At 52.5% G+C, this 14239-nt stretch carries 11 protein-coding genes, 1 rRNA gene and 1 other RNA gene; all 13 read right to left on the minus strand.

The features are described 5' to 3' along the window. A partial coding sequence (locus KH813_RS03660; RefSeq protein WP_303993374.1) for a DNA translocase FtsK 4TM domain-containing protein occupies window positions 1-936 on the minus strand: 936 nt, incomplete at its 3' end. Beyond that, window positions 917-2257: a replication-associated recombination protein A gene (locus KH813_RS03665; RefSeq protein ID WP_303993377.1), complete on the minus strand. Its 1341-nt coding sequence runs from the start codon at window positions 2255-2257 to the stop codon at window positions 917-919. The genes KH813_RS03665 and KH813_RS03660, both read right to left, overlap by 20 nt. 53 nt (window positions 2258-2310) lie before the next feature. After that, window positions 2311-2469, minus strand: a non-coding RNA gene (gene ssrS, locus KH813_RS03670) — 6S RNA. A 61-nt stretch (window positions 2470-2530) separates the two neighbouring features. Continuing rightward, a complete protein-coding gene (gene aspS / locus KH813_RS03675) occupies window positions 2531-4324 on the minus strand; it encodes an aspartate--tRNA ligase (RefSeq protein ID WP_303993379.1) in 1794 nt (597 codons plus the stop codon). Between the two features lie 4 nt (window positions 4325-4328). Continuing rightward, complete coding sequence (hisS, locus tag KH813_RS03680; protein WP_303993382.1) at window positions 4329-5597, minus strand: histidine--tRNA ligase; 1269 nt, start codon at window positions 5595-5597, stop codon at window positions 4329-4331. Further along, a complete protein-coding gene (hemZ, locus tag KH813_RS03685) occupies window positions 5594-7033 on the minus strand; it encodes a coproporphyrinogen dehydrogenase HemZ (protein WP_303993385.1) in 1440 nt (479 codons plus the stop codon). The genes hisS and hemZ overlap by 4 nt, the downstream gene beginning before the upstream one ends. Further along, on the minus strand, window positions 7030-7488 hold the full coding sequence (locus KH813_RS03690; RefSeq protein WP_303993388.1) for a Fur family transcriptional regulator: 459 nt from the start codon (window positions 7486-7488) through the stop codon (window positions 7030-7032). The genes hemZ and KH813_RS03690 overlap by 4 nt, the downstream gene beginning before the upstream one ends. A gap of 16 nt (window positions 7489-7504) precedes the next feature. Then, window positions 7505-8605 (minus strand): AI-2E family transporter, encoded by a 1101-nt coding sequence (locus KH813_RS03695; protein ID WP_303993391.1) that lies wholly within the window; start codon window positions 8603-8605, stop codon window positions 7505-7507. After that, entirely contained in the window at window positions 8572-9213 is a 642-nt protein-coding gene (locus KH813_RS03700) for an MBL fold metallo-hydrolase (RefSeq protein WP_303993393.1), read from the minus strand. The genes KH813_RS03695 and KH813_RS03700 overlap by 34 nt, the downstream gene beginning before the upstream one ends. A gap of 7 nt (window positions 9214-9220) precedes the next feature. Beyond that, the gene (dtd, locus tag KH813_RS03705; RefSeq protein ID WP_303993396.1) at window positions 9221-9670 is read right to left on the minus strand and encodes a D-aminoacyl-tRNA deacylase; all 450 of its coding nucleotides are present in this window, start codon (window positions 9668-9670) and stop codon (window positions 9221-9223) included. Beyond that, window positions 9670-11889 (minus strand): bifunctional (p)ppGpp synthetase/guanosine-3',5'-bis(diphosphate) 3'-pyrophosphohydrolase, encoded by a 2220-nt coding sequence (locus KH813_RS03710; RefSeq protein WP_303993398.1) that lies wholly within the window; start codon window positions 11887-11889, stop codon window positions 9670-9672. Before KH813_RS03710 ends, dtd begins: the two co-directional genes overlap by 1 nt. Continuing rightward, on the minus strand, window positions 11877-13883 hold the full coding sequence (recJ, locus tag KH813_RS03715; protein WP_303993400.1) for a single-stranded-DNA-specific exonuclease RecJ: 2007 nt from the start codon (window positions 13881-13883) through the stop codon (window positions 11877-11879). The genes KH813_RS03710 and recJ overlap by 13 nt, the downstream gene beginning before the upstream one ends. 261 nt (window positions 13884-14144) lie before the next feature. After that, window positions 14145-14239: ribosomal RNA gene (rrf, locus tag KH813_RS03720) — 5S ribosomal RNA — on the minus strand; the annotation flags it as partial.

The raw sequence follows: 14239 nt of genomic DNA on the forward strand, positions 1-14239 counted from the left end.
GAGTTTCTGCGCATTTTCTGCTACTTCCGCCTGCGTGTCGGCCGTGCTTTGTCGCGTTTTGGTGAGCAAACTCAGCGGCGGCAATTTATAATCGGCGCGATCATTTTTCGGTTTCGCGGGCGCGATATCCGGCTTCACTTGTTCCGTATCGGTGTCCGGTTCCGGCTTCATCCAGCTCGGTTCCGGCGCGACAGCCGATGCCTTGACAGGCGGTGTAAACGGTGTTGTTACCGTAGCCGGCCCATGCTTCTCCTGCGCGGGCGCGTCGCTCACCGGTTTTTTTCCTTTCGACTTGTCAAAATCAAAAAACTGCGCGCGCTGTTTTTGTTCTGTCGGAGAGTTTTCGGCATGCCGATGCGCCTCTACGGTTTCTTTCACTTTGTCACTCGCTTTTTCCCAATGCGGTTGCGCCTTGCCTTTGACAAAGTTGACGCCGTCCGTCACCGTCCATTTGCTGACGAAAATAGTATTCACCACGAGAATGACGAGCAGAGCAAGTTTCACGCCCGTTTCACCGAAAAGCGTGCGCAGACACAGTAAGCCCGCTCCGCCAAGCGCGCCGCCATACTGCGGAAACCAGGACGGCTGGATTTCCTGGCCGGTCGGCACGTACCACCAATGCAACGTGATCAGTCCGAGGACAAAGTAAATAATCCAGGCCGTATCCCGTGTTTTCACCGCCATCGCGCGCGGGCGATAAACGTATCGCGCGCCGAGGAAGATCAGCGCCAGCGCCGGAATAAACGCGCCGATACCGAATAAATATTCCAAAATCGCGTGCGTCCAATACCCGGCGATGCCGACGTCAAAACGAGCGATCGCAATCAACGCGAACAACCCGACGGCGATCATCAGCACTCCGCCGATTTCAAAGCGTCGGCTTTCCTGCCGTGCCGTTTCTGTTTTGGTTGGGGATTTACGATTTGCTTTGGGCACTCTGTTTCTCCTTTGTAGCGCTAAGACCGCGCCGTTCGTTCCAGCGGCGGACGAGCTCCGCTTCGCTGCCGTACATTTTCGGTTGATAGTACCGATCATTCACGAGCGGATCGGGCAAATACTGCTGCTTGACCCAGCCGTTCGGATATTGGTGGGCGTATCGATACGTTTGTCCATGACCCAGTTGTTGCGCGCCGCTGTAATGCGCATCGCGCAGATGCGCGGGTACATTTCCCATGGCGCCCTGTCGCACGCGCGACAAGGCCGCGTCAATCGCGGTAATCACAGAGTTGCTTTTCGGCGCCAGCGCAACATACAACACCGCTTCCGCTAAAATAATCCGCGCTTCGGGAAAACCGACCATCTCCGCCGCTTGCGCCGCCGCTTGCGCGACGACAAGAGCCTGCGGATCGGCCAGTCCGACATCTTCCGCTGCGCAAATCATAATTCTTCGCGCCATAAACGATGGTTTCTCGCCGCCTTCGATCATGCGGGCGAGGTAATGCAACGCCGCGTCGGCATCCGAGCCGCGCATGCTTTTGATAAACGCGGACGCGATATCGTAATGGCTGTCGCCACTTTTATCGTAGGCCAATCGCCCGATACCCGCCGCGCGCGCAACGTCCTCCGGCGTCATTTCCGCGCCCGGCGCAAGTCCGGCCGCCGTCTGCTCGAGCATATTCAGCGCGAGCCGCGCATCGCCATTAGCCTGCAGCGCGAGTTCACGAAGCACCTCCGGCGCCACGGTAAGTTTTTGTTTACCCAAGCCGCGCTCCGCATCCGTCACCGCATTTTGCAAAATCCGGACAATGGCCGCCGGTGTCAACGCTTCCAAACGAATCAGACGCAAGCGGGACAAAAGTGCCTTCTGCACCTCAAAAAACGGATTTTCCGTAGTGGCGCCGATCAACGTAATGGTGCCGTCTTCCACATAGGACAGCAATAAATCCTGCTGCCCTTTATTAAAACGATGAATTTCATCAATAAAAACAATCGTGCGCCGGCCGTAAAGACTGCCCTGCTCTTTGGCTTCGGCAATCACTTTACGCAGTTCGGCCACGCCGCTGGTCGTCGCATTCACCGTCACGAATTCGCTTTGCGTGAGGTTAGCGATAACGCGGGCAATTGTTGTCTTACCGGTGCCGGGAGGTCCGAATAAAAGCAGAGACGGCACGGTATCCGAGCGAATCATCGCCGCTAAAAAACTCTGCGCACCGACGACGGCTTCCTGTCCGTAAATCTCATCCAAAGTGCGGGGCCGCATACGTACCGCCAGCGGCCGAAAATCCGCGCGCTGTGTCTGCTCGAATAAATTGGCCATATTCTCTCCCGACATACAAAAATAACCGCTGTCCATAAAGTCAGCGGCTATGAAAAATCCCCACCATGTCGTGATTTGCTGTATTTTGAGCCTGCATGTGCAGGTGGGTGTCTTCCCGCCCGAAGAAAATCTACTCCGCGAGCGAAGTTGGACTCCCTTATCGATGGTGTTGGTTCAAAATAACGTTAGCCACACGTGCACGGTAGGGGTTTCTTTACACTTATATAATAGCAAAGTGCGGGCAATTTTTCAAGTTATTTGCCGCCGCTGCAATTATTTTTTTACGAGATCGTCTTCCGTACGAATGGAAAGTTCGCGCAATTGTTTCGGCGCTACTTCCGACGGCGCCTGGGTCATCGGATCGATCGCGCTTTGCGTTTTCGGGAACGCGATGACGTCGCGAATCGACTGACGATTGGCCATCAGCATGACCAAGCGGTCCAGACCGAACGCGATACCGCCGTGCGGCGGCGCGCCGAACGCAAAGGCGTCCATGAGGAAGCCGAATTTTTGCTGCGCTTCTTCCTGACTGATACCGATCGCCGCGAAAATTTTCTGCTGCAGTTCTTCCTGGTAAATACGCAAACTGCCGCCGCCGACTTCGATACCGTTCAGGACAAGGTCATACGCTTTCGCCTTCACGCGTTCCGGATTCGATTCGAGGAACTCGATATCTTCATCGCGCGGCATCGTGAAGGGGTGATGCATCGCGACGTAGCGTTTCTCTTCTTCGCTGTATTCAAACATCGGGAAATCAAGCACCCAAGTGAACGCCAATTCATCCGGATCGATCAGGTTGCGACGACGCGCCATTTCCAAACGCAACTCGCCCAAAGCTTGCGCAACGACTTTCGCTTTGTCCGCCACCATGAGGATCAAGTCGCCCGGCTGCGCTTCGCTGCGAGCGATGATTTCCTGCACCATTTCCTCACCGAGGAATTTGGCGATCTGCGATTTGACAGAGCCGTCCGGATTGACTACGATCCACGCCACACCTTTACCGCCGTAACGGCCGACATAGTCGACCAGGCCGTCAAGTTCGCGACGCGGAATGTCCGAATATCCTTTCACCACAATGCCTTTGACTTCGCCGCCGGCTTCGACGACCGAACGGAACACTTTGAAATCGGTCTTGGCTACAATATCCGTCACATTGAAGAACGGCATTTCGAAACGCAGATCCGGTTTATCCGAACCGTACAGGTTCATCGCGTCATCATAGCTGATGCGCGGGAACGGCGTGGGAATCTTTTTGCCGAGCGCGCGTTCAAAAATGAAGGCGACCATGTTTTCCATTAATTTCAAAATATCGTCGCGTTCGATAAAGCTCATTTCAATATCCAGCTGGGTAAATTCCGGCTGGCGATCCGCGCGCAAGTCTTCATCGCGGAAGCAGCGTACAATTTGGAAATATTTATCCATGCCGGACACCATCAGGATCTGTTTGAAGATCTGAGGGGATTGCGGCAACGCGTAGAATTTGCCCGGGTTGACACGACTCGGTACCAAGTAATCGCGCGCGCCTTCCGGCGTGCTCTTGGTCAGCATCGGCGTTTCAATTTCCCAGAAACCGTGCTCGTCCAAATAATCGCGCATCGCTTTCGCTACTTGGTGACGCAACCGTAAATTCTTTTGCATTTCCGGACGGCGCAAATCCAAATAACGATACTTCAGGCGGATATTTTCATCCACGTCTACATTATCTTCAATATAAAACGGAGGGGTTTGCGCGGCATTTAAAACGCGCATTTCATACACAACGACTTCCCATTTGCCGGTCGGCATATTTTCGTTGACCGTTTGCGCGTCGCGTTCACGTACCGTGCCGCGTACGCAGATCACGTATTCATTCCGGATGCCTTCCGCTTTATGAAAACTTTCCTCATCATAATCGGGCGAAGCCACCAGCTGCACTACACCGGTCCGGTCGCGCAAATCCACAAAAATCAAACCGCCGTGATCGCGACGTCGTTCCACCCATCCGCATAAAACGACTTCGTTGCCGTTTTGCGCCTCGGTCACTTCGCCGCACATCAACGTACGGTGCAAACCTGCCATTGTTTCCATTCCTTTATCCTCTCCGTTCTCGTTCATTTTGCAAGTAGCCGACAACCTCGCTGCGCGCCAGCGTTGTCTGCTCACGCGCGGCCAAATCGCGTATAATCACGGTGCCGTCTGCTAATTCTGTTTCGCCAATAATTATAACATACTTAGTGCCGGTTTTACCGACCTGCTTCAAACGGCTCTTTAAACTGCGGCCTAAAAGATCGGTATCGACGGTGAAATTCGCCGCCCGCAATTCCTGCGCAATCGCGAACCCGAGTTCACTCGCGGCCTCGCCGTGAGTCGCGATCGCGACATCAGCGGCCGCGGTGACCTCCGGTAATAAATCTTGCATCGACAACGCGAGCATTAAGCGCTCGAGGCCGACGGCAAAGCCGATGCCCGGCGTATGCGGACCGCCGATCTCTTCGACGAGTCCGTCGTAACGCCCGCCGCCGCAAATAGCGCTTTGGGCGCCGAGCGGCGCGTACTGAATTTCAAAAGCGGTTTTCGTATAGTAATCCAAACCGCGCACAAGACGCGGATTTAACGTAAACGGAATGCCCGCCGCCGTGAGCAACTTCTGCGTAGCGGCGAAGTGATCCGCGCATTCCTCGCAAAGGTACTCCGTGATTTCCGGCGCGTCCTGCGCGAGCTTTTGGCATGCTTCCTCTTTGCAGTCTAGCAGACGCAACGGATTTTTATATAAGCGCGTCTTGCAGTCTTCGCACAATTCATCCTGATGCGCCTCGTAGTACGCGATCAGTTTTTCCCGATAAACGGGTCGGCATTTCGGACAACCGACCGAGTTCACAAATACGTTCAGATCGTGTAAGCCGAGCGTTTGGAACAGCTGTACCGCGAGCGCGATAATTTCCCCGTCCGCCTGCGGCGATGGCGTCGCCAATACTTCCACGCCGAATTGGTGAAATTCACGGTAGCGTCCCGCCTGCGGCCGATCGTAACGGAACATCGAACCGATGTAATACCATTTCGTCACGTTCTGATCCGCATACACTTTATGTTCCAAATAAGCGCGCACCGCCGCCGCCGTATTTTCCGGGCGGAGCGTCAGCGAACGATCGCCGCGATCGGTAAACGTATACATTTCCTTGGAAACGACGTCGGTCGTTTCCCCGATACCGCGTTGAAACAGTTCCGTCTTTTCAAAATGCGGCGTGCGAATTTCCTGAAATCCGTACTGCGCGCACAATTTACGTATCATTTCTTCCACATACCGCCACTGCTCACTTTCCGGCGGCAAGATATCTTGCGTTCCTCGCAAGGCTTTAATCATTGTGTTTCGCTCCTTTGCGATATCGATTGAAACAGGCGATCTCTTTCCGTAAGGTATGACTCCAACCGTTCAGAATACGCTGCATTGTCCCAGGGAAAATAGCAACGATCAAATTGAAACGCGGCATTTTTGATCACTTTATTCGTCGCTCCCGGTCCGATGCCGAGTATGTGAATGCGTTCGCCCATCATTTGTATATTATAGCGGCAAAGCGTGCCGGGCAAGGCGTATCCGATATTGGCCAAATCCGCCGCGAGATATTTCTGACGATATAAATAGTACGGCTCATAACCCATGCCGCACAGCGTTTCATAGGCGAGGTCCGCCATCGCCCGCGTCGTTTCCGCGGACGGCAACCGGTATGCACCAGCCGTTTGCGTCAACGGACTATGCCGCTTCAACGCCAATGTATGCACGGTCACATTTTTCGGTCGCAGACGCGCCACCGCGTCCAAATTTTCTTTCATATCCGCGATGGTCTGGTCCGGCAAACCAGCGATGAAATCCATATTGATCGCGTCAAAACGGTAGGTTTGTGCCTCGGCGTACACGCGTTCGATCTGCGCTCCGGTATGCGCGCGGTGAATCGTTTGTAAAATGCGATCCTGCAACGTTTGCGGGTTGATGCTCAAGCGCGTTACTCCCGCGTTCCGCATCGCCTCCAGCTTCGCCTCGGTAATCGTATCCGGGCGCCCTGCTTCCACGGTAAATTCCGTGCCGGACGGAATCGCAAGTTCCGTTTGCAACGCTGTCAATAACCTTCGAAAATGTTCCGCCGGTAATACGGTCGGCGTGCCGCCGCCGAAGTAAACGCTGTCAACCGCTAAGCGTTGTCGGCGCAGCAGCGCGCCGGCTCGCTGCACATCTTCCAGCAGGGCCTCTAAAAATCCGTCCCAATCTTCATCCGGTCGCGCGACACGAGCCGGAAACGAGCAATACACGCAATGGCTCGGACAAAACGGAATACCGATATACACCGCCGCTTGATGATCGGTTTGCCGCCAATCAGTGGAAAGATAGGGTCGTTGGCGTTCACCGATCGCGGTTAAAAGTCGCCCCCAGTGCGGCGCGACTTTCTCGCGCTCCCACAGCGCCTCCGCCTGCGCGACGAAATCATCTTCTGCAAGCAGCGGGTGCAAAAGCTTGGTCGGACGCATCCCGACAAGGTAACCCCATTCACCGAGCGGCTTTTCGCAAAGAGTAACAAGTACGTCACTCAGGAAATGCCCGCCCGCGCGCCGCGTGGAAACCGTTTGCGAAGAGTACGGTGTGCCGTGCAGAAATAATTCTACATGGTACGTATTATCTTGCGGCGTCACTCGTACCCGACAATCCGGCTGTTTTTCGTCCCAACGCAAACCGAAGCGGAGCATCAGCTGCGCCACGGGGGAATGCCATGCCGCCGGTCCGTCCAGAAAATAGGTACGAAGCGTCATATACGACGCTGTTTACGACGGCATTGCCGGCAGTAGCCGTAGAACTTCAGCACATGATCCACGATTTGGAAGCGTTCCTCTTCTTCGATGATCTGTTCCAGAGGTTCCAGCATATCGTACTCAAATTCTTTAATGGCGCCGCAGCCTAAACAAATCAGATGATGATGGAAATGCGGCATATTATCATCAAATAATTCGTAGCGCGAACGACCGTCTCCGAAATCCAATTTCTTCAACAAGCCGAGTTCCACGAATAAATCGAGCGTGCGATATACTGTCGCCAAACCGATGTCCGGCTGAATGACTTTGACCGCATTGTAGACATCTTCCGCGCTCATGTGGTTTTCGTCGCTTTCCACAAACACTTTCAAAATATCCTGCCGTTGCGAAGTGAATTTGTACTTGTGTTCTCTGATCTTTTCGCGCAATGTCCGCATAATTTCATTTTGTCGCATGTCGAAATCCTTTCTGTTAACTACGTGCGATTTCTCTGTACTTATTGTAATACCACATATGCTTGGTAATGACCTTCAACACGGCGAGTGTCGGTACGGCAAGCATCATGCCGAACACGCCGAGAACGGCGCTTCCCAAAAGAACGCCGGCGATAATCGCGACCGGATGAATCTCAATGACGTTGCCCATGAGTTTCGGCATTAAGATATGACCGTCAAATTGCTGCACGACGATGTAGAAGATCAATACTTTTACCGCCAGCGCGCCGCTGATGGTCAGCGCCAACAAAAGGGCCGGAATCGCGCCCACAATCGGACCGACGATCGGCACCAATTCCACGATCCCCGCGAGCAGCGCGATGACCAGGGGATACGGAACGCCCAGCCACCACATGCCGACAAACACCATACTGGCAATCGCCGCGCACAAAATCAACTGACCGCGAATATAGGCGCTCAGGATATGATCCGTTTCCTGCACCAAATCCATTATATGTTGACGATAATTCATCGGGAACAATCCGGCGAAAATGCGTTTGAATTTGCCGCCCGCTTTCAGCATGTAAAACGTAATAATCGGCACGACGACCAGTTCAACCAAGGTGCCGGTAAATGCAATTACGGCGAAGATGCCGTTTTTGGCGACATCAATCAAATAGTTACCCGCGCGCACCAGCGAGTCATTGATCATGTCCTGCACTTCCGGCGGGATGAAGTCAATATAGCGCGCCTGCAAATACTGCATGGTTTCTAAAAGTTGCGACGTCAACGACGGAATCTGTAATACAAAGCCTTCAAATTGATGCCAGAACGGCACGAAAATACTGCGCGCCAGAATGGTCATCACCGCGATAAATACCAAGAACGCAATGATAATGGCAATATCGATGGGGAACCGGCGCCAGCGCAATTTCTCCGCCATTTTCATCTGAAAATCGACGAGCGGTCGCAAGATCAGGCACAAAAAGAGGCCGATCAAAAACGGTACGACAATCCACGGCACATAGTAAACGGTTAAAGCGACGGCCGTCACAAGGACAATGCGCAGCCAAAATTGCGCATCGCGTTTCAAAGGTACTACATTCACTGTTTTTTCATGTTCAGAAACGGGTTGCATCTTTTTTCTTCTCCGATCGTAGTCGATGGTCCGTGTCCGGATAAAACCACGGTGCCATCGGCCAAAGATAATAATTTTTCTTCAATACCTGTAATTAGTTGCGACATCGAGCCGCCCGGAAAATCCGTGCGCCCGATCGAGCCTTGAAACAGAGCGTCACCGACAAATACCACTCCCGGTTCGGCGGCGTAAAAGCTGATACCGCCGGGCGTGTGGCCCGGTGTCTCCAAAACATCAAGTCGGATATCATCCAAGACGACAGTATCCCCTTCCGCCAGAAATTCTTCCGCCGGCTGCGCCTTCACGCTTTGGTATTGGTAAGCCGATAAATTCAGTTTCGGATCGCTCAAATAGGCTTGATCCGCCTGATGCATCGCCACCGGTACATCCGGGTACAACGCGCGCAGTTCTTCTAATGCTCCGATATGATCGGCATGACCATGAGTCAGCAGAATTTTTTTCAATTGTAAATCAAATTTCGTCAGCGCTTTTTGGATCTCTTTGGCTTCCGCTGCCGGATCGATGACGATCGCATGCTTGGTCGCTTCTGAAAACAGAATATAGCAATTGGTCGCCAGCGGTCCGAGTGTTAACGCGATAATTTTCATAGCTACCTCAAAATAACTTTCCGCTATCCAGCAAAATGGTCACGGGTCCGTCATTCGTCAATGTGACCTGCATTTCCGTTTGAAAACGACCGGTCCCGACCGTCACATCATGCGCGCGCAACGCTTGAACAAATACTTCATAAAGCGGCTCGGCGAGACTTGGCGGAGCGGCGGCGGTAAAACTCGGGCGACGGCCTTTACGTACGTCACCGTATAAAGTGAATTGGGAAATCGCGAGAATTTCGCCGCCCGTATCCAAGAGAGACCGGTTCATTTTGCCGTCCGCGTCTTCAAAGATGCGCAAATTGACGATTTTATCGGCGAGATAACGGGCATCTTCTTCCGTATCTTCCGCCGCGACACCAAGCAGCACCGTCAGTCCCGCGCCGGCTTTGCCGACGAGTTCACCGTCCACCGTCACTTGGCTTTGTGTCGTTCGTTGGATCACTGCACGCATTACGTTCCTCCTGCCGATTCCAAACGGCGCACGGAATATACATCACGAATCCGTCGCAGCTTGGTCATCATAAATTCCAGTTGATGTAAGTCTTTAATTTGTACGCCCAGCCGAATTTTGGCGACATTATCCTGCGGCAAATCGGCGTTCACCGAGCCGACGGACAGTTTCATTTCCGAAACGACGCCCAAAACGTCTTCCAGCAAACCGCGGCGATCGTAACTTTCGATCTCGACGACCACCAAAAAAGTTTCATTCGCCCCGTACATCCAGCTGACTTCGATCAGGCGATTCGGATCATCATTGTGAATAATATTGTCACAATCCAGGCGATGCACGGAAATGCCGCGACCGCGTGTGATGTAGCCGATGACGGGATCGCCCGGTACCGGGTTACAACAACGCGCCATGTGCACCAACAGCCCCGGCTCGCCTTTGACGAGAATGCCGCTGTTGCCTTTCGTCGCCTTTTTGCTGACCCGCAAGCTGTCGAGCGTTTGTTGCAGCTGAGAAGAAATCGGATTATTTTTCGCTTCCTCTTTTTTGTGCAGGTCAATCAGCTTCAGTGTAATTCCGCGCACGGTTAAACCGCCATAGCCGGCCGCCGCCAGCAAATCCTCCGGCGTGCCCGCATTGATCTGTTCGGCAATGGTTTCCAAGCGTCCCGGCTTGTTCAGCGTTTTGAACTCATACCCGAGTTTTTTCGCTTCGCTCTCCAACGCCTCTTTCGCTTTGGCAATATTATCCGCACGATTTTCCTTCTTAAACCAACTGCGAATTTTCGAACGGCTTTCCGACGACGCGACAATGTTCAGCCAGTCCAAACTCGGTTTGCCGTTTTTGGACGTAATAATCGAAACGATATCGCCGTTTTTCAGTTTGTAGTCGATCGGCACAATTTTGCCGTTGACTTTGGCCCCCGTGCAGGTATTGCCGACCTCCGTATGAATGCGGTACGCGAAATCCAGCGGAATAGCGCCTTGCGGCAAGTCAATGACGTCGCCGCGCGGCGTAAACACAAAGACTTCGTCGGCGAATACATCGAGTTTCAACGCGTCGACGAATTCCTTCGAATTGCTCGTATCCTGCCATTCGAGCAATTTACGCAACCAACCGATTTTTTCATCAAAATTCTGTTGCTGCGACGCTTTTTTCGTGCCTTCTTTATAGCGCCAATGCGCTGCCACACCGTACTCGGCGACCTGGTGCATCTCTTGCGTACGAATCTGGATTTCGACCGGTTGCCCCGATTCGCCGATGACCGTCGTATGCAGCGACTGATACATATTCGGTTTCGGCATCGCGATATAATCTTTAAACCGATACGGCAACGGTTTCCATAAACTGTGGACAATCCCCAAAACCGCATAGCACTCCGGGATCGTGTTGACGATCACGCGGGTCGCATATAAATCGTAAATCTCACTGATATCCTGATGTTTTTTCTTGATTTTTTTATAAATACTGTAAAAATGTTTCGGACGACCGCTGATGTCCGCTTCAATATTGTTCTTCTGCAGTGAATCGCGCAAGATATCAATCGTCTGTTTGATGATTTCTTCGCGCACCTGGCGTTTGACCTTCATCTGTTCGACGAGGTCGTAGTATGCCATCGGTTCCAAATAGCGGAACGAAAGATCTTCCAGCTCCCACTTGATGTTAAAAATACCGAGCCGATGCGCGAGCGGCGCAAAAATCTCCAGCGTTTCGCGGGCAATGCGCTGCTGCTTTTCTTCCCGCACGAAGGACAGCGTCCGCATATTATGCAAACGGTCAGCCAGTTTGATAACGACCACGCGCACGTCTTTCGCCATCGCGAGAAACATTTTGCGATAGGTGTCGAGCTGCTGATCTTCTTTCGTTTTGTAATTCATTCGGTTGAGCTTGGTGACGCCGTCCACCAAAAACGCCACTTCATCGCCGAACAGCATGCGAATATCTTCCAGCGTGTAATCAGTATCTTCCACAACATCATGCAACAACGCCGCCTTGATACCGTCCGGATCCATTTGCAAGCCGGCAATAATGTCGGCGACAGCCAACGGGTGCATAATATATGGTTCACCCGAAACACGTTTTTGGTCCGCATGCGCCGTATCGGCAAGCTCATACGCTTCACGCAGGGAATCTTCATCGAGATCGGGCAAATATTTTTTGACGTCGGCGACCAATTTCGCATACGCCGCTTCCCGATCAAATTCCGTGTTTACGGTTTCCATATATCCTCCTTTCCCGCACCGGCACGATATGTGGCGGAATTTTCCAGCGCAAGTTTTTCGTCACTGGGCCGCCAAGTATACCAGGTTTCATTCTCATACTGTTGCCGTTCCAACAAATGCAATTCTTCCAACACGGTCACCGCCGCGAATAAATCCCGCGCGGCATACGGCAAGCCGCTCTGCTCCGCGAGAATAGTCTGAATTTGCGCGACAGGTCGATTATGCGACTCCAAAAGCACGCGCAGCTCACGATATACCGCCACCATAATTTCACGGTTTAAATGCGCTTTTTGCGCGTTTTCCCACGTGATATCTTTCACCACGCCCTGCACTTGCACCTGGTTCTGCCATGTATTTTTTTGCAACGCGTAAACGATCGCCGCGGTATCGCCGCTGAAAATTTCAGTGGTCAGTTCCCCGAATCCCCAGCCGACACATTCCAAGTCATCGCCCTGCTGCGCAAAGCTGGCTTTCAAATGGCGCCGATCTTTACCGATGCGGCGAATTTTTTGCACGGTCAGATCGCGGGACGCAAATAAAGGTGACGGATTACCTTCGCCGAACGGCTCTAAGCGTTCGAGCGCCGTGACGAAATCCAAATCAACATCCGCCAACGCAAGCGCGCGTTCCACGCGCAGCACCGGTATGAAATCGTCCGGTGTTAAATGCGTATCGGCATAGTCCTGTAAACGCTTGCGCAATTCGGGAATGCGTTCTTCCCGAATGGAGAACCCGGCCGCCTGATGATGTCCGCCGAATTGTTCCAAAATGTCCGCGCAGGAATGCAGCGCGTCATATATATCCAACGCGGGAATACTGCGGCAAGAACCCTTGCCGATCCCGTCATTTACCGAAATGACCAAAGCAGGGCGATGAAAGCTGTCCACCAAGCGCGAGGCCACGATACCGATGACCCCCGGATGCCATGCCGCTCCGTCCACCACCAACATCCGGTCGTCAGCGGCGCCAAGCTCTGCCAAGCGATGCCGAGCCGCAGTCACCAGTTCACGTTCCAAGGCCTGTCGCTCACTGTTGATCGCAAATAATTTTTGCGCGAGCGCCAGTGCTTTCTCCGCGTCGGTCGCCGTTAAAAGCTGCACGCCCAAACGCGCATGCGCCAAACGTCCCGCCGCATTTAAGCGCGGGGCGATAGAAAATCCGATACGCTCGGATGTCACTTGCTCCGGATCGATTTCACACACCTGTAAAAGCGCGCGTAAACCGACATTATCCGTCGTTGCAAACCGTTTCAATCCCTCTTTGACGTACAAACGATTTTCCGCCAATAACGGTACCACATCGGCGACCGTCCCCAACGCCACGAGTTCAATATCGTCCGTATAATCTTCGCCTTTGATCTCCCGCCAAAGCGCTCGGCACAGCGTGTAAGCCACGCCTACCCCCGCCAGATTTTTATCGGGATAGGCACAGCCGAGCTGTTTCGGATTGATGACGGCAAGTGCCTGCGGCAATTTCTCCGGCGGTTGGTGATGGTCCGTCACGATCAAATCTAACGGTCCTTGAAAACGGTTGCATAAATGCGTCGAGCTGATTCCGCAGTCCACGGTGATGACGAGTTTCACGCCCTTGGCGACAAGTTCCGCAAGAGCCGTTTCGTTCAGACCGTAACCCTCCTCAATGCGATCGGGAATATAGTACTCCACATTGCCGCCAAGTCGACGTAAACAGCGTAACATCACCGACGTGGAAGTAATTCCGTCGACATCATAATCGCCGTAGATAACGATTGTTTCTTGCGCTTTTAACGCTTGCGAAATACGCTCTACCGCTTTCTTTGTTCCTTTTAAAAGAGCCGGATCAAACCGATCCTCAAGTGTTGCATGAAAAAAATTCTGCGCCGCCTCCACGGTGCAGATCCCCCGCTGTACCAGCATATTCGCCACAATGAGCGGCAAGTCGAATTCATGGGCCAGCACACCCGCTTGTTCCGTATTTTCTTCTACCGGCACAAATTGCCAATGTTTTTTTTGCATACTTCCACCAGTTTCTTTTGCTATTTTTCTATTGTAGCACGTTTTATTCTCAATTACTATTTATTTTCAATATTTGTATACGACGGATGATTTAAATCAGTTATTAATAAGCTTTGTTATACAATGACTCGAGAGATTCTCTTTGCTTTTTACAAAAACGAAAATGAAAATCACGTTGTAAGCAATACAATAATTACAGTGTATTCATAAAAAGAATTTGCAAATAAAAAAGAGACCGTCATTCGACGGTCTCTTTGGCGTAATCAGCAGCTACCTATGCTCCCGGGCCGTTTCCAGCCAAGTACTTTCGGCGTTTACGAGCTTAACTACTGTGTTCGGCATGGGTACAGGTGTCG

It is taken from the genome of Negativicoccus succinicivorans (genome assembly GCF_018373335.1).
Lineage (GTDB): Bacteria > Bacillota > Negativicutes > Veillonellales > Negativicoccaceae > Negativicoccus > Negativicoccus succinicivorans_A.